Below are 21,193 nucleotides of genomic sequence, written 5' to 3' on the forward strand. Positions count from 1 at the left end.
GGGAGGTCGCGGCCCGGGGATCAGCCCTGTTCGGCCAGCAGTTCCTGCAGCGCCTTGATCTGCTGGCGCAGGCGCTCGTTCTCGGCTTCGAGTTCGTTCACGCGCTGCTGCAGTTCCTCGGGCGAGGCGGTCACGGCCGCACCTTCGCCGTCGGCCGCTTCGGCTTCGGGCTTGGCGGCCTTGGGCTTTTTCTTGGCATCGCGCACGCGCTTGGCGGCCTGCTTGAGTTCGTCGGCGCCGGCGGCGGCCACGGCCTGCTGCTCATCCACGGGCAGGCTGGCGACCACGGCGGCGGTGCTCAGCGAGATGTCGCCCGAGCGCACGGCGGCCACCACTTCGGGCGCGGCCTTTTGCTGGATGGTCTCGATCAGCTTGACCTGGCTGCTGGACAGGCGGGCCACGCGGGCCAGGGCCTCGCGCGTGTCCAGGGCCTCATCGGGCACCTTGGCCACGCTGGCCAGGGCGGCGGCGACCACGGGGTCGGTCTCGCCTTCCCAGGGCGCTTCGCCTTCGGGCTGGGCCGGCGCCTCGGCCTTGGCCGCCATCACGGCGGCGGCAGCGGCCGAGCGGCGGGCCGCAATGATCTCGCGCTTGCGCAGCGCCAGCACGCCGCGCTGGAAGTCGGACACGCTGCGGCGGCCCAGGTGCTGGTCGATCATCCACAGGTGCACGTCATCCATGTTCTTGAACTGCGTGGCCTGGATGGTGTTGAAGGGCAGGCCGTGCTTTTGGCAGATGGCGTAGCGGTTGTGGCCGTCGATGAGCAGGTCGTTCCAGAGCACGAGCGCATCGCGGCAGCCCTCGGCCAGGATGCTGCGCTCCAGCGCGTCGAGTTCATCGGGGGTCAGCGGGTCGATGTAGGCCTTGAGTTCTTCGTTGACGACGATGTCCATGGCAGTGCAGAAATGAGGAATGAAAGAAAAAGGCGCCCGCTCCAGGCCATTGCGGCAATGGACCTGGACGGCCGCCAAGAAGAAAAACTGGAAGCAGGGGCGAAGCCCGCCCTCAGAGCAGGCGCGAGATCAGCGCGCCTTCAACCGGGCCTTCCAGGGGGATGCGCACGCGCACCGGGTTGCCCTGGGCCACCTGCACGGGCTCGCCGTCGAGGTTGAACATCTTCTCCAGCAGCACCTGGCGGTTGCCCTGGGGGTGGATGATCTCCAGCGTGTCGCCCACCGAGAAGCGGTTCTTGGTCTCCACCTCCGCCATGCCGTCGGCATAGCTGCGCACTTCGCCCACGAAGTGGCTGCGCTGCAGCACCGAGTGGCCGGTCTCGTAGTTCTGGTAGTCCTGCGAGGGACGGCGCTCCAGCAGGCCGCCCGTGTAGCCCCGGTTGGCCAGGCCTTCGAGTTCGGTGATCAGGTGCGGGTTGAAGGGGCGGCCGGCCACGGCATCGTCGATGGCGCGGCGGTAGACCTGGGCCGTGCGGGCCACGTAGTACAGGCTCTTGGTGCGGCCCTCGATCTTGAGCGAGTCCACGCCGATCTTCACCAGGCGCTCCACATGCTCCACGGCGCGCAGGTCCTTGGAGTTCATGATGTAGGTGCCGTGCTCGTCTTCCATGATGGGCATCAGCTCGCCGGGGCGGCCCTTTTCCTCCAGCAGGTAGACCTGCTCGGCCTTGGGGTGGCGCGCGCCGTCGCCGCAGGTGCTGGTGAACTGGCTGTCGGCTTCCTCGCGGGCCTTCTCGAAGCTGAAGTCCTGCTCCATGGTCTGGGCCAGGGCCTCGCCGGTATTGGGGTCCACGGCCGCGTCATGCGTCTTGTAGTCCCAGCGGCAGGCATTGGTGCAGGTGCCCTGGTTGGGATCGCGCCGGTTGAAGTAGCCCGACAGCAGGCAGCGGCCCGAGTAGGCGATGCACAGCGCGCCGTGCACGAAGACCTCGATCTCCATGTCCGGGCATTCCTGGCGGATCTTCTCGATCTCGTCCAGCGACAGCTCGCGCGACAGGATGATGCGCGAGACGCCGGCCTTCTGCCAGAACTTCACCGTGGCCCAGTTGGTGGTGTTGGCCTGTACCGAGAGATGGACCTCGGTCTCGGGCCACTTTTCCTTGACCATCATGATCAGGCCGGGGTCGGCCATGATCAGCGCGTCGGGCTTGCACTCGATCACGGGCTCGATGTCGCGGATATAGGTGCGCACCTTGTCGTTGTGGGCGATCAGGTTGCTGGTGACGAAGAATTTCTTGCCCCGCGCATGCGCCTCGGAGATGCCCTGGGCGATCTGTTCGAGGCGGAATTCGTTGTTGCGTGCGCGCAGGCTGTAGCGGGGTTGCCCGGCGTAGATGGCGTCGGCGCCAAAGTCGTAGGCCGCGCGCATCTTGTCGAGCGAGCCGGCCGGCAGCAGCAGTTCGGGGGCTTTGAGGGTCATGATCCCCGTATTGTCCTGCATAGCGCTTTCCAACATGGTTCGCTAAGGCTCAGGCGAGCCAAGCCCTTGCAGATGCTCCAGCAACTGCCTGGCATGGGCGGGCAACTGGTCTTCCCGGACGGTGCACAGCAGCAGCTGGCGCCGGGCCCAGGCATCGCTCAAGGGCACGGCGCGGGCGCCGCTGGCCGGGGCCAGGCGCTGCGCGGCTGCCGCCGGCATGACGGCCACGCCCACGCCCTGGCCCACCAGCTGGCAGATGCTGTCCAGGTGCTGCAGCTGGGCACGCCAGCGCAACTGCCCTTCCGACGGCCCCCCCAGCAAGGCGGCCTGCTGGCGCACCAGCATCTGCAGGGCGGCATCGTGCGGCAGGCCCACCCAGTCTTCGGCCAGCAGCTCCTGCAAGGCCAGGCGCGTGCGCCGGGCCAGGCGGTGGCCGCGCGGCAGCACGGCCACCAGCGGGTCGGGGCGCCAGGGCGTGGCCTGCAGGCCGGTGGTGTCCTGCGCATCGCTGGCCACGCCGATGTCGCACAGGCCCTGGCGCAGCCGGTCCAGCACTTCGGCGCTGCCGCATTCCTGCAGCTCCAGCGCCACGCGCGGGTGGCTGCGCAGAAAGCCCGCCACGGCCAGCGGCAGGTGCTCGCCCACGGCCGAGGTGTTGCCGCAGACGCGCACATGGCCGGCCAGCCCCGCGCCGTATTCGGCCATGTCGCCGCGCAGGCGCTGCATCTGGGCCAGCACGCTGCGCGCATGCTGGCCCAGCGTGTGGCCGGCCGCCGTGGGCCGTACGCCGCGCGCCTGGCGAGCGAGCAGGGCGCAGCCCAGTTGCGCCTCCATGCCGCGCACGCGCTCGCTGGCCGAGGCCAGCGTCATGTGCGAGCGCCCGGCCGCCGCGGTGAGCGTGCCGCAGTCGAGGATGTGGACGAACAGCTGCAGGTCGGTGAGGTCGAATCGCATGGCCTGTGGTGCTGAAGGATCAGGCCATGCCTGAGCCTTGGTTTGAAGATTCCCGATTGTGATCCCTTTGTCGGTGCACGAGCATGGCGCCATGAGGTTCAGGAAGGGCCTGAGCCAAGTCGGTGGAAAGTGCAGGGTGGCCGTGATGTGGGATGCGTGGTGGGTGCTGGCGGCGGCGGTGGCCGTGTTCGGGCTGGCCGGTGTCGTCAAGGGGGTGGTGGGCCTGGGCCTGCCCACGGTGTCCATGGCGCTGCTGGCGCTGTTCATGCCGGCCGGGCAGGCGGCGGCCTGGCTGCTGCTGCCGTCCCTGGTGACCAATGTGGTGCAGATGCGGCCCATGCCATCGCTGCGGCCGCTGCTGCGGCGCCTGGGCTGGATGCAGCTGGGCATTGTCGCGGGCACGGTGGGCGGCATGCTGTGGTGGGGCCCGGTGGGCGAGGCCGCCGTGGCGCGCACGGCGCTGGGCGTGGCCTTGGCTGTGTATGCCCTTTGGGGCCTGTGGGGGCCGGGCCTGCAGTTGCCGATGAGGCATCAGGCCTGGCTGGGCCTGTTGTGTGGTCTGTTGACGGGCGGGATCACGGCGCTGACCGGCGTGTTCGTGGTGCCGGCCGTGGCCTTTTTGCAATCGCTGGCGCTGGGCCGGCAGGCGCTGATGCAGGCCATGGGCCTGTGCTTCACGGTGTCCACGCTGGCGCTGGGCGCGGGCATGGCGCTGGCGCAGGGGCCGGGCCATGCCGCTTCGTCCTGGACGGGCTGGGGGGCCACGGCCCTGGTTTCCGCGCTGATGCTGCTGCCCGCCCTGGCCGGCATGGCCTGGGGCGAGCGGCTGCGCCAGTCGCTGTCGCCCCAGGTCTTCAAGCGCGTGCTGATGTTGGGCCTGCTGGCCCTGGGCATCTACATGTGCGCCAGGGGCTAGCCCCGGGGCGTTCAGGCGCGGAACACCTTCACGGGGCTGCCGCGCTCCACCTCCCAGTGCAGCTGGCTGCGCGTGCGCCGGGCCTGGCCCTCGCCCTGCGCGTTGAGGCGCGCCAGCTTCAGGGCCAGCAGCTCGCGCGCCAGCCGCTTGTTGGCGTGCTGGCTGCGCTCGCTCATGACCTTCACCGAGATCCCGCTGGGCACATGCAGGGCATGGACGGCGGAGTCCGTGGTGTTGACATGCTGGCCGCCCTTGCCCGAGGCCTTGCAGGCCTGGAAGACGATCTCTCCATCGGCCGGCAATTGCCGGGGCGGCTCGCACTGTTGCACGGCCACGAACCAGTTCCTGCGCGGGTGGTGGGGGCGCAGGGGACTGTCGAAGACCCACTGGATGGTGCCCAGCCAGGCGCCCAGCGTGCCGTGAAGCAGGCCGGTGTCGCCCTCGCAGCGCAGCAGCACGGACTTGTAGCCGGCCGGCGTGGGCGTTTCTTCCAGCACGTCCACGGTGATGCCGCTGGCGGCGCAGTCGCGCAGCAGCTCGCGCAGGGTCAGGCGCACGGCATGCTCGCACTCGGCGGGGCCGTGGGATGCGGTCAGCTGGATCAGCAGCATTGCATGGCTCCCTTCTTGTAGGTCAGCAGGGGGCGCAGCCGCGCCACCAGCTGCACCAGGCCGGCTTCCTGCAGGCTGGCGACGACGGAGTCCACGTCCTTGTAGGCCTGGGGGGCCTCCTCGTAGACCAGTTCGCGGTCGGCGCAGACCACGGCGCTGCCGAATTTTGTGCGCAGCAGTTCGTCCAGCGTGAAGCGCGGGCGCAGGCGGCCCATGCAATCGGTACGTGCCCACTTGCGGCCCGCGCCGTGCGCCAGCGAGTGCAGTGCCTCGTCACGCCCGGCCACGGGCCGCACAAGGTAGCTGTAGTCGCCGCGCGAACCCGGGATCACCACCAGACCCTGGTCGGCCGGCGTGGCGCCCTTGCGGTGCAAAAAGCCGTCTTCGCCGCGCCAGTGGTGGGCGATCACGTGGTTGTGGGTGATGTCCAGCAGGGCCTGGCCGCGCGTGCGCAGGGCGCGCAGCAGGCGTGCCGCAATGCTGGCGCGGTTCAGTTGGGCGAAGGCGATGGCGGCCGCGTGCTGGCGCAGGTACTGCGTGGCGGCATCGCTGCTGGCGGCCAGGCCGTCGTGGCTGAAGGCCTCCACATGGGCGCGCAGGATGGCGCCGCCCAGCCCGCGCGAGCCGCTGTGCACCATGAGGTGCACGCGCTTCCTGTCGAGCGCGCCGTCCTCGTACAGCGTGTCCACCACCTGCAGTTCGGCAAAGTGGTTGCCGCCGCCAATGGTGCCCAGGCTGTCCTGCAGATACGCCAGGTCGGCCACGCCGCTGGCCTGGGCGATGTGCTCCAGCTGCTGCATGTCCACGGCGTCCAGCAGTTCCTGGGGCAGGGGGCCGTCGATGTTGCCCACCGCCTTTTCCAGCTTGGGGGCCGAGGTCTTGTGCGCCGCCAGCTCCGTGCTGTACAGCGACATGCCGCAGCCGATGTCGCCGCCGACCAGGGCCGGGTAGAAGCGGCCCACGGAAAAGAAGGCTGCCCCTACCGGGTAGCCCCGGCCCGGGTGCAGGTCCGGCAGGCCCACGGCTGCGCGCATGCCGGCCAGGTTGCGGGCCGTCGTTTGAAGTTGTTGGATGGCGGTGTCTTCAATCCAGACGCCGCGGTTGGCGAACACCTGAAGATGGATGTCCGGCCCCCCTGAGTCGCTGCGCGCCTTCCCCCCTCTCGCTTCGCGGGGGGAGACGACACCCTCGGTGCGGGGCGGCCCTTCCTCGGTGTCTCTGGCTTGAGTGATTGCGGGTGCCGCGTTTGCGCCACGGAATACTATGGAATTGCCCATGAATGGCTTTCGATCGAGTGCTTGGGGCACATTCCGGCAGATGCGGAATGCGCAATGGGCAGTCGCCGCAAGCTCGATGGACAGGCATCAGGAAAAGCGCACGCGCAGCCGAAAGCCGGGCCTCTTGCGGGGCCGGGAATCAGGTCTGCAGCGTGGCCTGGAGGCGCTAGGGCTTCAAGCGTGCACGACTGCAAAGGGACGTGTCGAATGGGACATGGGTTCTCTCCTTTGCGATGGTGGACGGGGGCCGCGAATGCGGCAAAGACGGGGATGCTAGGGACAAGCGGCCGGTGCCGCAAGCGAAGTCGCAGGCGCGTGGCGGATTGCATACAACGCAAGATGGAAAAAGCCCCACCGGCAGGTACCGGCGGGGCTTTTTGATGAAGGGCCCGTGTCCGTTCAGTCCTGCGGGCGGAAGCCGATGACCAGGTCCGAAGGAACGCGGCCATCGATGTCGCGCGGCAGCGTCTCGGTCTTTTGCAGCGCGCGGATGACGGCGTCGTCCCAGGCCTTGTTGCCGCTGGACTTGGCGATGGTGGCGCCGGTGATGGTGCCATCGGGTGCGGTGCGCACGCGCACCTCGGCACGCGGGTTGCCGCTGATGGCGTCCGGGTAGACGATGTTGGGTTTGACGCGCGCGGCCACCTTGGCGCCATAGCCGGCCGAGGGGCCTCCGGCCGAGCTGCCCGAGCCGCCGCTCTTGCTGCCACCGGCGCCTTCGCCGGCCGAGCCGCCGCTGCCGGCCAGGCCCTGCATGCGGCGGATGTTCTCCAGGCGGCGTGCCTCGGCTTCCTTGGCCTCGCGCGCTTCCTTGGCGGCCTGTTCCTTCTTGCGCTTGTCCTCGGCGGCCTTCTTCTCGGCTTCTGCCTTGGCGGCCTTTTCGGCCTTTTCTTTCTCCGCCTTCTCGGCTTTCTCGCGCTCGGCCTTGTCCTTGGCAGCTTTTTCCTTGTCCGCCTTTTCCTTTTCGGCCTTGTCCTTCTTTTGCTGCTCCAGGCGTTCCTTGCGGTCCTGCTCGGCCTTGTCCTTTTTCTGCTGCTCGAGCTTGTCGCGGCGGTCCTTCTCGGCTTTTTCCGCCTTCTCGCGCTCGGCCTTGTCCTTGGCCGCCTTCTCGGCCTTTTCCTTGTCCAGGCGCTCCTGGCGTTCCTTCTCGCGCTGCTCGCGGGCGGCCTGTTCGGCGCGCTCCTTCTTTTGCTGCTCGATCTTGCGCTTCTTCTCCAGCGCGATCTCGGCCTCGCGGTCGTCGTCCACGGCCTGCGGCTTGGGAGGTGGGGGCGGCGCAATCACCGGCGCGGGCGGCGGCGGTGGCGGCTGGGGAACGGGCTCGGGCGCAGGTGGCGGGGGAGGCGCGGGCACGGGCAGGGCAGGGGCCGGCGCGGCCGTGGACCAGAACTCGGCCTCGACCATGGGCTCGTCGGCCTGCTTCGGGGGGCGCACGGTCCACAGCATGGCGGCCACGAGCAGCCCGTGCGCGGCCACGGCCATGGCCCACGAACGGGTGCGGCCGCGCGTGCGCGGCGGTGCGAACTGGTCGTGGTCTTGCAGGTTGGGCATGGAGTCGAAGGCGGGCGGCGCTGCTTACTGGGAGGACTTGACGCCGAAGGCCACGCGCTTGACGCCGGCCGATTGCAGGGCCGACATGGCGGCCATCACGGTCTCGAAGGGCAGCTTCTTGTCGGCCGAGATCAGCACGGCGCTGTCGTCGCTTTGCTGGTCCTGCCAGCTCCTGGCGACCGCGCCCAGTTCCTGGATCGTGACGGTCTTGTCGGTGCTGCCGGCCTTGATGCGGATGCCGCCGTCCTTGTCGATCATCACGTCGGCGCGTTTCGGGGGCGTGCGCGCGGCCTTGCCGGCGCTGGGCACGTTGATGGAGCCCGGCGTGAGCATGGGCGCCGTCACCATGAAGATGATGAGCAGCACCAGCATCACGTCGATGAAGGGCACCATGTTGATCTCGTTGACGGTGCGGCGGCTGCGGCCGCCGCGCGAGGCTACTGCGGGCATGTGCTCACTCCTTGCAAACTGTGCGCGACTTCAATGGCCGGACGGGGTGCTGGAGCCGGTCGCACCCACGTTGCGCTGCAGGATGTTGGAGAACTCTTCGATGAAGGTTTCCTGCTGGCTGGCCACGCGGTCGATCTGGTGGGCGTAGCGGTTGTAGGCCGTGACGGCCGGGATGGCGGCGAACAGGCCCATGGCCGTGGCCACCAGCGCCTCGGCAATGCCGGGGGCCACGGTGGCCAGCGTGATCTGCTCCATGTTGGCAAAGCCGGTGAAGGCGTGCATCACGCCCCAGACGGTGCCGAACAGGCCCACGTAGGGAGAGACCGAACCCACGGTGCCCAGGAAGGACAGGCCCGACTCGACCTCGTCCATCTCGCGCTGGAAGCTGGCGCGCATGGCGCGGCGGGTGCCGTCCATCAACTGGTTCACATCGGCGATGCGGCGCTCGCGCAGCTTCTGGTACTCGCGCATGCCGCTGGCGAAGATGCGTTCCATGGGGCCGCCCTGCTTGGCGTGGTGGGCCGCCGAGGCATAGAGGTCGTTGAGGCTGGTGCCCGACCAGAAGTCCTGCTCGAAGCCGTCGTTGAGCGTGCGCACGCGCTTCAAGGTCTGCGACTTGCGGAAGATGGTGGCCCAGCTGGCCACCGAGGCGCCCACAAGGATCAGCATGACCAGCTGCACGACCCAGCTGGCCTGCAGCACGAGGCTGAGTATGGACATGTCATGGGAGTTCATGAGAGTTGCTCCAGGATGCGGTTCGGAATTCTTGCGGGGCGCATGGTCGAGCCATCCACCCATCCAATGCGGATCGTGCCTTCGCACAACAGGGGCGGCGGCGCATTGCCATCGCCGGCGGATGCCAGCAGCGCCTGCTGGCGTATTGTCAGCGAAGCGCGGCCACTGCTTTGCAGCTCGGCGGTAACAAGGAGTTGGTCATCGAGCCGGGCCGCCCGCAGGTATTGCAGCTGGGCCTGGGTTACGACAAACATGCCGCCCGTTTGTTCCCGCAGCTGCTGCTGGCCTATGCCCAGGGCGCGCAGCCACTCGGTGCGGGCGCGCTCGAAGAACTTGAGGTAGTTGGCGTAGAACACGATGCCTCCGGCATCGGTGTCCTCCCAGTAGACGCGGATGGGAAATTCGAAGGCCATGTGCGGCGGCCCTCAGGCCAGCAGGCGCTGCAGGCGGCGCACGGCCTCCTGCAGCTGTTCCATGGAGTTGGCCGTCGAAAAGCGCACGAAGTCGGCGGTCTCGAACGTGCCGAAGTCGCGGCCCGGCGTGATGGCCAGGTGGGCGCGCTCCATGACGGCGTAGGCAAAGTCCCAGCTGCCCTGGACGCCGAGCCTGGCGGCAGCGGCACGGCAGTCGGCCCAGGCGTAGAAGGCGCCGTCGGGCTGTACGGGCACGGGCAGGCCCAGGGCCTCGAGCGCGGGGATGAAGAAGTCGCGCCGGGCCTTGAACTCGGCGCGGCGGCGTTCGTACTCGGCAATGGACTCGGGCTCGAAGCAGGCCAGGGCGGCGCGCTGCGAGACGGTGCTGGCGCAGATGAAGAGGTTCTGCGCCACGCGCTCGACCACGGGCACCATGGCCTCGGGCACCACCATCCAGCCCAGGCGCCAGCCCGTCATGTTGAAGTACTTGCTGAAGCTGTTGATGCTGATCACGTCCTCGCCCAGCGCCAGCGCGGTCTGGCCGAAAGCCGCATCGTACGAAAGGCCCAGGTAGATCTCGTCGATGATGGTCAGCCCGCCCCTGGCGCGCACCACGTCGAGGATGCGGCGCAGCTCGGCCGGCGCAATCGAGGTGCCGGTGGGGTTGGAGGGCGAGGCCAGCAGCACGCCGCGCGTGTGCGCGTTCCAGGCGGCCTCGACCTTGTCGGCGCTCAGCTGGTAGCGCTCGGCCGCCGTGGTCGGCACCATCACGGCCCGGCCTTCGGCTGCGCTCACGAAGTGGCGGTTGCAGGGATAGCTGGGGTCGGGCATGAGGATTTCGTCGCCCGCGTCGATGGTCGCCAGGCAGGCCAGCTGCAGCGCGGCCGAGGCGCCGGCCGTGACCACGATGCGTCGCGCCGGCACATCCACGCCGAAGCGCTGCGCATACCAGTGGCTGATGCGCTCGCGCAGCTGGGGCAGGCCCAGGGCCGGCGTGTACTGCGTGGCGCCGTCCTGCACGGCACGGGCCGCAGCCTCCTGCACCAGCGGGGGCGCGGTGAAGTCGGGCTCGCCGATGTTCAGGAAGATCATCGGCGTGTCGCTGTCCGCGCAGCCGCGCGCCATCTCCTGCGCCGCCTTGGCGATCTCCATCACGTAAAAGGGCTCAATGCGGTCGGCGCGGGTCGAAAACTTCATGACGGGTGAAATCCTGAAAGAGGCGCCCGCGCCCGGCAGGCGCGGGCGGGCCAGGGACGGCCGGATGCGGCGGGGCCTGTGCCCCGGTGGATGCAGGCGCGTGGCAGGACGCGCTTCAGCCGGCCTGGCCGGCCGCGTCGTCGGCCGCAGGCGCGGCCGGTGCAGCAGGCGCTGCGCTGCTCTTTGCGGCGCGGTCGTGTGCCACCTCATCGGCGCGCAGCGTGGGCGCCAGGCCGTTGAGCACGGCGTTCACGTACTTGTGGCCGTCGGTGCCGCCGAATTCCTTGGCCAGCTCGATGCACTCGTTGAGCACCACGCGCCAGGGCACGTCCATGCAGTGCTGGAATTCATAGACGCCTATCCACATGCTGGCGTGCTCGATGGGCGAGATCTCGGCCATGGTGCGGTCCAGCTTGGGGGCGATCAGTGCGTCCAGGTCCGCCTGGGAGTTGATGCAGCCGCGCAGCAGCGCGTCGTAGTGCACCGAGTCGGCCTTGTGAAAGCCCGACAGGTCGCGCGTGAAGCGGTCGATGGCCTCCACGTCGTTGCCACCCACCAGGTGCTGGTACAGGGCCTGCAGCGCGAATTCACGCGCGCGGCTGCGGTTGGACTTGGAGGCGGCCTTGCGCGCGCCGGTGCTGGTCAGGCCGGTGCGGCTCTGGCGGGGAGGGCGTGCGGAGGCCGGTGTGGAGTGTTCGTCGCTCATGGTCGGTCAATGGTTTGGAGCAGGTTGGCCATTTCCACGGCGACCCGGGCCGCGTCGCGTCCCTTTTCGGTCTGGCGTGCAATGGCCTGCTCGGTGTTCTCGGTGGTGATGATCGCGTTGGCGATCGGCAGCTGGTAGTCCAGGGCCAGGCGCGTGACACCCGCGCCCGATTCGTTGGCCACCAGCTCGAAGTGGTATGTCTCCCCACGGATGATGCAGCCCAGCGCCACCAGGGCGTCGTAGCGGTCGGACTCGGCCATCGCCTGCAGCGCCACGGGCACTTCGAGGGCGCCGGGCACGGTGACGTGGTCGATGTTTCCGGCCTGCACGCCCAGGGCCAGCAGCTCTTCGCGGCAGGCCTGGGTCAGGCTGTTGGTGATGCTTTCATTGAAGCGGGCCTGCACGATGCCAATGCGCAGTTGCGCACCATCAAGATTCAGGGCCTGGCCCTTTTCTGCGTTCAACATTTCTTATTCCTTGGGGATGTAGCCGCTGATTTCGAGGCCGTAGCCGGCCATGCTGGGCAGGCGGCGCGGCTGGCCCATGAGCTGCATGCGCTGCACGCCGCACTCGCGCAGGATCTGCGCGCCCACGCCATAGGTGCGCAGGTCCATGCGGCCGCGCTCGGGCGCCTGGGCGGCGCGTGCGCTGCCGTCGAACTGGGCCAGCAGCTGGTCGCCGCTTTCGCCGCAGTTGAGCAGCACGGCCACGCCGTGGCCCTGGCGGGCGATGTATTCGAGGCTGGTGTCCAGGCTCCAGGAATGCAGGGTGCGGCCGGTCTCCAGCGCGTCCAGCACGGACAGCGGCTCATGCACGCGCACGGGCACGGGCGTGTCGGCATCCCACTGGCCCTTGACCAGGGCCAGGTGCACGGACTGGCTGGGCAGGTCGCGGAAGGCATGGGCGATGAACTCGCCATGCGCCGTCTGCAGCGGGCGCTCGCCGACCTTGCTGAGCAGAGTTTCGTTGCGGCTGCGGTACTGGATCAGGTCGGCAATGGTGCCGATCTTCAGGCCGTGATCGGCCGCGAACAGCTGCAGGTCGGGCAGGCGGGCCATGGTGCCGTCGTCCTTCATGATCTCGCAGATCACGGCGGCGGGGCTGCAGCCGGCCAGGGCGGCGAAGTCGCAGCCGGCCTCGGTGTGACCGGCGCGCATGAGCACGCCGCCGTCGACGGCCTGCAGCGGGAAGATGTGGCCCGGCTGGACCAGGTCCGTGGGCTTGGAGTCCTTGGCCACGGCGGCCTGCACGGTACGGGCGCGGTCGGCGGCGGAGATGCCGGTGGTCACGCCCTCGGCCGCTTCGATGGAGACGGTGAAGGCCGTGCTGTACACGGTGCCGTTGCGCGCGGCCATGGGCGGCAGCTTCAGGTATTCGCAGCGCTCGCGCGTGAGCGTCAGGCAGATCAGGCCGCGGCCGAAGCGCGCCATGAAGTTGATCGCCTCGGGGGTGACATGGTCGGCGGCCAGCACCAGGTCGCCTTCGTTCTCGCGATCTTCCTCATCGACGAGGATGACCATGCGGCCCGCGCGCATGTCGGCAATGATGTCTTCCACCGGCGAGATGGGCACGGGGGACGTGGAGTTGTTCATGGAGTGCCTTCTGGAGGAGCCGGGTCGTGCGGACGGGGCGCGGCACACGCGCCGGCTCCCTCGGCCTGGCAGGCGTCAGAAGTGGGCTTCCAAAGAACGTGTGGCGCGGCGCAGCCGCTGTCGGCAATCGGCATGACCCGGAATGACCTTGCGAAAGCGCACATTCTATTCCAGCGGCCATCGGCCGCAGGCGGCGCGGGCTTTGGCCGGATTCAGGGGCCGGGGTCCTGCAGCACCACATCGCCTTCGGGATAGGCGATGCAGGGCAGCACGCAGCCCTCGGCCCGCTCCTCGCGCGTCACGCCCGGCCATTCGATCTCGTAGCGCACGCTGCCCGACACCAGCTGCCCGATGCAGGTGCGGCAGGTGCCGTTGCGGCAGGAACTGGGCCAGTCCACGCCGCCCTGCTCCAGCGAGTGCAACAGCGGCTGGTCGGCCCAGGCATCGACCTGCAGGCCGCTGGGCGTGAGGTGGGCGGTGAAGAAGGGCGGGGCAAAAGGGGAGGAGGCGGGGGAATCCTGGCTCATGGTTATCAAGGGGGGGGGGCTGCAATTCTGTGGGGCGAAGGGTGTTTGTACCCTGTATCGGGCTCTGTATCGGGCCTATATCAGGCAATGTCTGGCACCAGGGGCCGGGTTGAGGTGGGTCTCCCGGGCAGCGGTCAGCGGTGCGCTAGGCTTGGCGCCATGCATATCAAGCCCTACCTCCTGCCTGTGCTCGTTTTCCTGCTGGTCGGTCCCGGTGTGGGCGTGCTGACCGTGATGCTTGTGGGCGCGGACGGTGCGCCGGTCCTGCCGGTGAACTGGCTGCTCGTCGTGTTCGGCTATGGCATAGGTGCTGTTCCTGCCGCTTTGGCGGGGGTGATCTATGTGGTCGGCTGGCCTCTCAGGGGCCTGCTCCAGGTACTGAGCACCAGGGAGTTCGGCGCCGTGCTGGGTGCGGTGAGCGGTGTCGCCGCGCTGGCTGCATGCTTTTCAGCGACCTCCGGCACGCCGTTTCCCAAATCCCTCGGCGTCTATGTCTTTCCCCTGGTTGCCGGTGCCGTCTGCGGGGCGCTTGCAGCGCATGCGCGTGATGAGGCCTGTGAGGGGAGCGGGTCGCAAGGCGTTTGAACGCGTCCGGCTGCGACGCACAGGTTTGCCTGTTTTTTGAGCAATTGGCTGGCTTGTTTGTCAAATCAATGACTTATGTTGCGAATTCGGCATTTTTGGCGGCTTGTCCACATGCTTGTCCAGTACGAATGGGGGTAAATGCGTACATGCAGGTTGCGCGGTGGATAAGCGGGACGTGGCCCGAAAATACGGGGTCTTCTGCCTATTTTTTAAGCGATCCTCCTGTTTCTCTTTTGAATCAATGACTTGCGTGTCTTATCCCGCCCGCTGTGAAAGTTGTTCACAAGATTGTTCAGGGTGAGGCGGGATAAGTCGGGCACACGACTTGTGGATTTGATCAAAAAATAGGCAAAACGAAAAAATCGAATAAAAACAATTACTTAACCAGCCAGTCCCGAGCCTGCACATGGTTTTCCACAGGCTTGTCACGAAATGATGGGGACAAGGCCGGCGGGCCTGCCGCAGTCGCTTCGGCAACCGGAATGCGGCCGGCGTCCGTCTACATTGCTGGGTGGCCGGTGCCCTGCCATCCGGAGGGCGCAACCGGCATCCAACGACACAAAGGGAGCATCTCCATGGCGATTGAGTTTGAAGGCCGCGTGGCCATCGTGACGGGGGCCGGCGGCGGCCTGGGGCGCCTGCATGCGCTGGCGCTGGCGGCGCGCGGCGCCAAGGTGCTGGTCAATGATCTGGGCGGCGCGGTCGATGGCAGCGGCGGTTCGGCCACGGCGGCCCAGGCTGTGGTGGACGAGATCCGCGCGGCGGGCGGCCAGGCGCTGGCCAACGGTGCATCGGTCACCGATTTCGAGGCCGTGCAGGCCATGGTGCAGCAGGCCGTCGATGCCTGGGGCCGCGTGGACATCCTGGTCAACAACGCCGGCATCCTGCGCGACAAGAGCTTTGCCAAGATGGGCATGGACGACTTCCGCCTGGTGGTGGAAGTGCACCTGATGGGCGCCGCGCATTGCTGCAAGGCCGTGTGGCCGCACATGCAGGCGCAGAACTACGGGCGCATCGTGATGACCACCTCGTCCACGGGCCTGTACGGCAACTTCGGCCAGGCCAACTATGGCGCGGCCAAGCTGGCCCAGGTCGGCCTCATGCAGACCCTGGCCATCGAAGGCGCCAAGCACGGCATCCATGTGAATGCATTGGCACCCACGGCGGCCACCCGCATGACGGAAGGCCTGATGCCCGAGGCCGTGCTGGCCGCCCTCAAGCCCGAGGCCGTGGTGCCCGCCATGCTGGTGCTGGCCCACGAAAGTGCGCCCACACGCACCACGCTGTGCGCAGGCGCGGGCGGCTTCGAGGCCGCCTTCATCACGCTGACCGAAGGCGTTTACCTGGGCCAGGGCGAGCAGGTGCCGGAACAGCTGGCCGCGCAGCTGGCCCAGGTGCTGGACCGCAGCGGCGAACAGGTGCCCGCCAGCGGCGCCGCCCAGGGCACGCTGGAAGTGGGCAAGGCCATGGATGCAGCCCGTCGATGACCAGGGGCCGGCCAGAGGTTTCGCCGCTGGCCGGCCGTCCCTTGCCCGGTATCAAGGCAGCGCCGGCCGGGAGGGCGAAACTCTGACATATTCCTTTCGCTCGCGGCGATCCCATGCGGGGCAACAGGCCAAAACGCGTGGTTAAGCGGACAGGCGCCATCGCGTTTCCTGCCGTTTCTCTATCATTCGGCGTCCGGGTCGGGTCCGCCGGGAATCCTGGTGGTTTCCGTGTGGGCCGATGCCCATCAACGAATCGGTAAACAAGAATGAAAACATCGCAGGCATCCATGGCGGTTCCCGGTCCTGAGCGGCTCAAGGGCATACGCCGTGGCATAGAAAAGGAGGGCCTGCGCGTGCTGCCTTCCGGCAGCCTGGCACTGACGCCGCATCCCCTGGCGCTGGGCTCGGCGCTCACGCATCCGCACATCACCACCGACTACAGCGAATCGCAGATCGAGCTGATCACCGGCGCGCGGCTGGGCGTGCAGGAATGCCTGGACGAACTGGTGCAGATCCACCAGTTCGTGCTGCGCAGCCTGCGCGATGCGGGTGGCGAGATGCTGTGGTCGTCCAGCATGCCCTGCCAGCTGCCCACGGACGAGACGATTCCGCTGGCGCGCTACGGCTCCTCGCACTCGGGCCGCTCCAAGAGCGTGTACCGCATGGGGCTGGGCCACCGCTATGGCCGGCGCATGCAGACGATTTCGGGCATCCACTACAACTGGTCGCTGCCCGGCGTGACCAGCGACCAGTATTTCTCGCTCATCCGCAATTTCCGGCGCCATGCCTTCGTGCTGCTGTACCTGTATGGCGCGTCGCCCGCGCTGTGTCCCTGTTTCGTCGAGGGGCGCGAGCACCGGCTGCAGCCGCTGGGCAATACGGGCCAGGCGCTGTACCTGCCCCACGCCACCTCGCTGCGCATGGGACGCCTGGGCTACCAGAGCGATGCGCAGGCCAGCATCAACGTCAGCTACAACGGCCTGGAAGGCTATGCGAATTCGCTGTACGACGCGCTGACCCAGCCCTATCCCGCCTACGAGATGCTGGGAGTGCGCAACCCGGGCGGCGACTACAACCAGCTGGGCACGGGCCTGCTGCAGATCGAAAACGAGTTCTACGGCACCATCCGCCCCAAGCGCACCGTCAGCCGCGGCGAGCGCCCGCTGCACGCGCTGCGCGAGCGCGGCGTGGAGTATGTGGAAGTGCGCCTGATGGACCTCGATCCCTTCGAGGACGTGGGCATTGCCGCGCCCACCATGCGCATGCTGGACGTGTTCCTGCTGCACTGCCTGAACGCCGACAGCCCGCCGGATACGCCGGACGAGATCGCGGAACTCAAGCACAACCAGCACCTGACGGCCGAGCGCGGCCGCGAGCCGGGCCTGCAACTGGTGCGCGCCGGCCGAGAAGTGCCGCTGCGCGACTGGGCCCATGAAGTGCTGGACCAGTGCCGACCCTACGCCCAGGCGCTGGACAGCACCCACGGCACGCAGGACTACAGCGCCGCCCTGGCCCAGGCGCTGGAGCGCCTGGAGCACCCCGAGCGCACGCCGTCGGCCCATGTGCTGGGCGAGCTGACGGGCGCATACGGCAACAGCTTTGCGAACTTCACGCTGGCCCGGTCCGAGCAGGCCCGCGACTCGCTGCTGGCCCTGCCCTGGAGCCAGGCGCAGCAGCAGCGCTTCGAGCAATGGTCGGCGCAGTCCGTGCAGGAGCAGCGCGACATCGAGGCCGCGGACACGCTGTCGTTCGAGGAATGGCGCCTGCGCTACATGGCGCCGGAGAACCTGCGCTGAGCGCGCTTCAACCCCGCCCGGCGCCCAGCGCCTGGCCTGCGTCCTCGCACCAGAACAGCACGGCGTCGTAGAAGCCCTCCCAGACGCAGCCGTTGCAGCCGCGGCCGCAGCAGCTCGTGGGCTGGGGCGGCGCAGGGCGCAGTGCAATGCCTGCGGCCTGGGCGCGCTGCTGCCACAGCTGGATCTGCGACAGCGCCTGCTCCAGCGACCCCTGCACCATGCTCAGCGCCGCGCCTTGCTGCGGCGCACCGCAAACAGCACGATGAAGGCCGTGCCCAGCAGCAGGGCGAACCAGCCGACCAGGTACGACTGGGCCATCATCTGCACGATGCCCCCGGGCGCCATGAACTGTGGCGCCAGCAGAATCACCAGCCCGATCACGGCGCAGGTCACGCCCTTGATCAGCAGTTCGATGTCTGCCTTGCGCGAGGCGGAGCGGGACGAGGGGGTATCGGGCAAGGACATGGGCAGTGAGGCTGGGCGTAAAAGCGGGGGACAATTGCGGCTTGCGCAAGAAAAAATGGAAGTCTGCGGGTTGCGCCGGGGCGCCGCGCGTTGTTGCATCCTGTCTGCGCAAGCCATGAATTATCCTTGCGCCCCTGCCAGTCCCCCCGTTTCCCAGAAAGTAATCCCATGGCCATACAGTGGTTCCCCGGTCACATGAATCTCACGCGCAAGGTGATCACCGAGCGCGTCAAGGAAATCGATGTGGTCATCGAAGTGCTGGATGCGCGCCTGCCGGGGTCGAGCAGCAACCCGTTGCTGCAGGAGCTGACGGGCCACAAGCCGCGCCTGCAGGTGCTCAACAAGCAGGACCTGGCCGATGCCGCGCGCACGCCGCTGTGGCTGGACTGGTACAACGCCCAGAGCGACACGCGCGCCATTGCGCTGGACGCCTCCGAGCCCGCGCCCACGCGCCGGCTGATCGAGGCCTGCAAGCTGCTGGCGCCGAACCGTGGCGGCATGGCCAGGCCCATGCGCGTGCTGATCTGCGGCATCCCCAACGTGGGCAAGTCCACGCTGATCAACTCCATGAGCGGCAAGCGGCAGGCCAAAACGGGGGACGAGGCCGGCATCACCAAGCTGGAGCAGCGCATCGTGCTGGCCGACGACTTCTACCTCTGGGACACGCCCGGCATGCTGTGGCCGCGCATCATCGTCGAGCAAAGCGGCTACAACCTGGCCGCCAGCGGCGCCGTCGGCCGCAACGCCTATGACGAGGAACTGGTGGCGCTGGAGCTGCTGGGCTATCTGCAGAAGAACTACGCGGACATGCTGGAGGCGCGCTACAAGCTGGGCCTGGACAACGAACGCATCGCCGCCCTGCACGACGACGAGCTGCTGGACGCCATCGGCCGGCGCCGCGGCGCCATGATGGGCGGCGGACGTGTCAATGTGCAAAAGGCGGCCGAGCTGGTGCTCACGGATTTCCGCGCAGCGGTCCTGGGCCGCATCACGCTGGAGACGCCCGAGGAGTACGCGCAATGGCTGGCCGTGGGCCAGCAGCGCGATGCCGAGCGCCAGGCGCGCAAGGACGCCGTCAAGGCGCGCAAGCGGCCGCCGCGCGAGCGCAAAAGCGCGCCCTGAACCGGCGCCCGCATACCCTGTTTGGTGCAAGAGCGCGTCCGACCGGGGCGGTGGCACAACCACCACAGCCGCAGGCGGCGCCGACCGCTAGCATGTTGAGTGTTCTTTCTCTGTTGGGGCTTTTTCATGCGGCGTCATCGAGTCGAGGCGGAAACCCATTTGTCCTTGCGCAGGGTGGTCCTGGTGGGCAGCATATGGATCACCAGCCTCACCGTGATGCTGGCCATGGCGCTGCTGATGCAGGACCCCGTTCCCTGGCTCAGCGTGCGGCTGAACCTGGTTGCCGCAGGCGTGAGCTTCGGTGCCGTGCTGCTGGGCTGGCGCCGGCACTGGCGGCTGGCCTCCAATGTGCTTGTCTGGGGCACCTGGACGGCGGCCGTGACCGTGGTGGCCGCCACGGGCGGCGTGCAAAGCGGCTCGGTGCTGGCCTTTCCTGCCCTGCTGGTCATGTGCGCCTGGGTGCTGGGCGTGCGCACCACGCTGGTCATGCTGGTCCTGTCCGTGCTGACCATGGCCGGTTTCTGGGTGGCGGGCCGGGAAGGCGTTGACTGGATCGGCCAGCGCGAGACCTCGCCCGTGTTCTCCATGCTCTACTTCGTGGGCATGCTGGGGCTGACGGGCACGGTCACGCTGATGGCGCGGCGCAGCCTGATCCGCCGCGCCCAGGAGCTGCAGGACACACTGGGCGCGCTGGAGCAGCACCAGGACGATCTGCGCAAGTTCTACCGCGCCGTGGAGCAGAACCCCGAGAGCATCGTCATCACCGACGTGCACCAGAACATCGTCTATGTGAACGAGGCCTTTTTGCAGCGCACGGGCTTTGCGCGCAACGAAGTCCTGGGCCAGCCCACGCACCGCTACTCCACCATGGGGCTGGATGCTCCGGCCTGGGAAGAGGCGCTGCACCAGCTGGGCCGGGGCGCGCTGTGGCGTGGCCAGATGACCAACCGCACGCGCCAGGGCGAGGACCTGCCCGAGGCCGTGCTCGTGGCGCCGATACGGGCCTCGGACGGCAGCATCGTCAACTACGTGGAACTCAAGCAGGACCTGTCCGAGCGCATGCGCGCGGAGCGCCAGATCCATGCGCTGGCGCATTTCGATGCGCTCACCGGCCTGCCCAACCGCCTGTCGCTGACCCAGCGGCTGCGCGCGCTGGCGCGCGAGTTCCGCGAGGGCGGCAAGGGGGGCGAGCCGCGCCACGGCCTGCTGCTGCTGGACATGGACCGCTTCACGGCCTTCAACGATGTGCGCGGCACGGTGCGCGGCGACGCGCTGCTGGGCGCGCTGGCGCTGCGCCTGGCCGATGCCCTGCCCGACGGCGTGCTGCTGGCCCGCATGGGCGCCGACGAATTCGCCGTGCTGCTGGAGAAGGCAGGCCACGAGGCCGCCGAGGTCGACCAGCACATGCGCGCCCTGGCCCAGGTGCTGCAGGACGCGCTGGAGCGGCCGCTGTGGCTGGAGGAAACCGGCGAGGAAGTGCAGGCCAGCTGCAGCATTGGCGCGGCCAGCTTTGCCGCCTCGCGCACCGACAGCGGCGGCCATGACGTGCTGCGCCGCGCCGGCGTGGCCCTGCACCAGGCCAAGCAGGCCGGTCTGGGCCAGGTCGTCATCTTCCAGCCCGACATGGCCGAGGCCGTGGGCAAGCGCTTTCGCATCGAAAAAGACCTGCGCCGCGCCATCCCTGCCGGCGAGCTGCAGCCCTACCTGCAGTCCCAGGTGGACCGCATGGGGCGCTGCGTGGGCGCCGAGGTGCTGGTGCGCTGGAACCATCCGCGCCTGGGCATGGTCGAGCCCGGCGACTTCATTGCCGTGGCAGAGGAGTCGGACCTGATCGTGCAGCTGGGAGACTGGATGCTGGAGCAGGCCTGCCGCATGCTGGTGCGGCCCGAATTCGTGCAGCACGGCTGGCGGCTGTCGGTCAACGTCAGCTGGCGGCAGTTCCGCCAGCCCGATGTGGTGAACAAGCTCAAGCGCATCCTGGCCACCACCGGCGCCGACCCGCGCCGGCTGACGCTGGAGGTCACGGAAAGCGTGGTCATGCGCGACGTGGACGAGGCGCGCGAGCGCATGACCGAGCTGCAGCTGCTGGGCGTGGAGATGGGGCTGGACGACTTCGGCACCGGCTATTCATCGCTGGCCTATCTGCAGCGGCTGCCGTTCCGTGAACTCAAGATCGACAAGTCTTTTGTGCAGGACTGCCATGCCTCGCCCGGCAATGCCGCCATGGTCGAAGCCATTTTGCTCATGGCCCGTCGCCTGCACCTGCGCGTGGTGGCCGAAGGCGTGGAGACCGAGGAGCAGGCTGGCACCCTGCGCGCCTGGAACCAGGATGTGCTGTTCCAGGGCTACCACTACGGCCGGCCGCTGCCTGCCGCCGAGTGGGTGGATCTTCAAGTGGGGGCGGCCGGCGTGTGAGGCCGTAGGCACGCCAGGGTC

The 21,193-nt window shown here is 68.3% G+C and carries 22 protein-coding genes; 6 read left to right on the forward strand and 16 right to left on the reverse strand.

Annotation, left to right across the window (positions count from 1 at the left end; genetic code table 11):
- Positions 1–20: 20 nt before the first annotated feature.
- The 3 genes from HFGMBDPB_RS27360 to HFGMBDPB_RS27370 all read right to left on the reverse strand — a co-directional run bounded on the left by HFGMBDPB_RS27360 (position 21) and on the right by HFGMBDPB_RS27370 (position 3,327).
- Positions 21–893, reverse strand: a complete 873-nt coding sequence (locus tag HFGMBDPB_RS27360) for a plasmid replication/partition related protein (protein ID WP_212646663.1) — start codon at positions 891–893, stop codon at positions 21–23.
- 112 nt (positions 894–1,005) lie between these two features.
- Positions 1,006–2,394, reverse strand: a complete 1,389-nt coding sequence (gene trhP, locus HFGMBDPB_RS27365) for a prephenate-dependent tRNA uridine(34) hydroxylase TrhP (protein ID WP_212646664.1) — start codon at positions 2,392–2,394, stop codon at positions 1,006–1,008.
- 21 nt (positions 2,395–2,415) lie between these two features.
- On the reverse strand, positions 2,416–3,327 hold the full coding sequence (locus HFGMBDPB_RS27370; protein ID WP_016450448.1) for a LysR family transcriptional regulator: 912 nt from the start codon (positions 3,325–3,327) through the stop codon (positions 2,416–2,418).
- 145 nt (positions 3,328–3,472) lie between these two features.
- Between HFGMBDPB_RS27370 and HFGMBDPB_RS27375 the strand changes: the two genes are divergently transcribed.
- A complete protein-coding gene (locus tag HFGMBDPB_RS27375; protein WP_212646679.1) occupies positions 3,473–4,243 on the forward strand; it encodes a sulfite exporter TauE/SafE family protein in 771 nt (256 codons plus the stop codon).
- Positions 4,244–4,254: 11 nt separating this feature from the next.
- Here HFGMBDPB_RS27375 and prfH read toward each other — a convergent pair whose 3' ends face one another.
- The 11 genes from prfH to HFGMBDPB_RS27430 all read right to left on the reverse strand — a co-directional run bounded on the left by prfH (position 4,255) and on the right by HFGMBDPB_RS27430 (position 13,302).
- Positions 4,255–4,854 carry a peptide chain release factor H gene (gene prfH, locus HFGMBDPB_RS27380; RefSeq protein WP_212646665.1) on the reverse strand — a complete coding sequence of 200 codons (600 nt, stop codon included), beginning with the start codon at positions 4,852–4,854 and terminating at the stop codon, positions 4,255–4,257.
- Positions 4,845–6,131 carry an RNA ligase RtcB family protein gene (locus HFGMBDPB_RS27385; protein ID WP_151021188.1) on the reverse strand — a complete coding sequence of 429 codons (1,287 nt, stop codon included), beginning with the start codon at positions 6,129–6,131 and terminating at the stop codon, positions 4,845–4,847. The genes prfH and HFGMBDPB_RS27385 overlap by 10 nt, the downstream gene beginning before the upstream one ends.
- A gap of 399 nt (positions 6,132–6,530) precedes the next feature.
- On the reverse strand, positions 6,531–7,682 hold the full coding sequence (gene tolA, locus HFGMBDPB_RS27390) for a cell envelope integrity protein TolA (protein ID WP_016453908.1): 1,152 nt from the start codon (positions 7,680–7,682) through the stop codon (positions 6,531–6,533).
- 24 nt (positions 7,683–7,706) lie between these two features.
- Entirely contained in the window at positions 7,707–8,132 is a 426-nt protein-coding gene (locus HFGMBDPB_RS27395; RefSeq protein ID WP_016453907.1) for a biopolymer transporter ExbD, read from the reverse strand.
- Between the two features lie 30 nt (positions 8,133–8,162).
- Positions 8,163–8,867 carry a protein TolQ gene (tolQ, locus tag HFGMBDPB_RS27400; protein WP_016450454.1) on the reverse strand — a complete coding sequence of 235 codons (705 nt, stop codon included), beginning with the start codon at positions 8,865–8,867 and terminating at the stop codon, positions 8,163–8,165.
- A complete protein-coding gene (gene ybgC, locus HFGMBDPB_RS27405; protein ID WP_016450455.1) occupies positions 8,864–9,280 on the reverse strand; it encodes a tol-pal system-associated acyl-CoA thioesterase in 417 nt (138 codons plus the stop codon). Before ybgC ends, tolQ begins: the two co-directional genes overlap by 4 nt.
- Positions 9,281–9,292: 12 nt before the next feature.
- The gene (locus HFGMBDPB_RS27410; RefSeq protein WP_016453905.1) at positions 9,293–10,477 is read right to left on the reverse strand and encodes a pyridoxal phosphate-dependent aminotransferase; all 1,185 of its coding nucleotides are present in this window, start codon (positions 10,475–10,477) and stop codon (positions 9,293–9,295) included.
- A gap of 115 nt (positions 10,478–10,592) precedes the next feature.
- Positions 10,593–11,183, reverse strand: coding sequence for a transcription antitermination factor NusB (nusB, locus tag HFGMBDPB_RS27415; RefSeq protein ID WP_016450457.1), 591 nt, complete (start codon positions 11,181–11,183; stop codon positions 10,593–10,595).
- Positions 11,180–11,650 (reverse strand): 6,7-dimethyl-8-ribityllumazine synthase, encoded by a 471-nt coding sequence (gene ribH, locus HFGMBDPB_RS27420; protein ID WP_016450458.1) that lies wholly within the window; start codon positions 11,648–11,650, stop codon positions 11,180–11,182. Before ribH ends, nusB begins: the two co-directional genes overlap by 4 nt.
- A 3-nt stretch (positions 11,651–11,653) precedes the next feature.
- On the reverse strand, positions 11,654–12,775 hold the full coding sequence (ribBA, locus tag HFGMBDPB_RS27425) for a bifunctional 3,4-dihydroxy-2-butanone-4-phosphate synthase/GTP cyclohydrolase II (RefSeq protein ID WP_212646666.1): 1,122 nt from the start codon (positions 12,773–12,775) through the stop codon (positions 11,654–11,656).
- A gap of 212 nt (positions 12,776–12,987) precedes the next feature.
- A complete protein-coding gene (locus tag HFGMBDPB_RS27430) occupies positions 12,988–13,302 on the reverse strand; it encodes a 2Fe-2S iron-sulfur cluster-binding protein (protein ID WP_212646667.1) in 315 nt (104 codons plus the stop codon).
- Between the two features lie 159 nt (positions 13,303–13,461).
- Between HFGMBDPB_RS27430 and HFGMBDPB_RS27435 the strand changes: the two genes are divergently transcribed.
- From HFGMBDPB_RS27435 to gshA, 3 genes are all read left to right on the forward strand, one after another.
- On the forward strand, positions 13,462–13,887 hold the full coding sequence (locus HFGMBDPB_RS27435) for a hypothetical protein (protein ID WP_016453902.1): 426 nt from the start codon (positions 13,462–13,464) through the stop codon (positions 13,885–13,887).
- A gap of 575 nt (positions 13,888–14,462) precedes the next feature.
- On the forward strand, positions 14,463–15,374 hold the full coding sequence (locus HFGMBDPB_RS27440; protein WP_212646668.1) for an SDR family NAD(P)-dependent oxidoreductase: 912 nt from the start codon (positions 14,463–14,465) through the stop codon (positions 15,372–15,374).
- Positions 15,375–15,640: 266 nt separating this feature from the next.
- Positions 15,641–17,170, forward strand: coding sequence for a glutamate--cysteine ligase (gene gshA / locus HFGMBDPB_RS27445; protein WP_034348046.1), 1,530 nt, complete (start codon positions 15,641–15,643; stop codon positions 17,168–17,170).
- Between the two features lie 7 nt (positions 17,171–17,177).
- On the opposite strand, the gene HFGMBDPB_RS27450 is transcribed toward gshA, so the two are convergent.
- A complete protein-coding gene (locus HFGMBDPB_RS27450; RefSeq protein WP_017405583.1) occupies positions 17,178–17,390 on the reverse strand; it encodes an oxidoreductase-like domain-containing protein in 213 nt (70 codons plus the stop codon).
- Between the two features lie 2 nt (positions 17,391–17,392).
- Entirely contained in the window at positions 17,393–17,635 is a 243-nt protein-coding gene (locus HFGMBDPB_RS27455; RefSeq protein ID WP_013803403.1) for a hypothetical protein, read from the reverse strand.
- 168 nt (positions 17,636–17,803) lie between these two features.
- On the opposite strand from HFGMBDPB_RS27455, the gene ylqF reads away from it, so the two are divergent.
- The gene (gene ylqF, locus HFGMBDPB_RS27460; RefSeq protein ID WP_209672652.1) at positions 17,804–18,757 is read left to right on the forward strand and encodes a ribosome biogenesis GTPase YlqF; all 954 of its coding nucleotides are present in this window, start codon (positions 17,804–17,806) and stop codon (positions 18,755–18,757) included.
- Between the two features lie 126 nt (positions 18,758–18,883).
- Positions 18,884–21,172, forward strand: coding sequence for a putative bifunctional diguanylate cyclase/phosphodiesterase (locus HFGMBDPB_RS27465; RefSeq protein WP_026062425.1), 2,289 nt, complete (start codon positions 18,884–18,886; stop codon positions 21,170–21,172).
- Positions 21,173–21,193: the final 21 nt, after the last annotated feature.

This window comes from Delftia sp. PE138 (assembly GCF_018320755.1).
Taxonomy (GTDB): Bacteria; Pseudomonadota; Gammaproteobacteria; order Burkholderiales; family Burkholderiaceae_C; genus Comamonas; species Comamonas tsuruhatensis.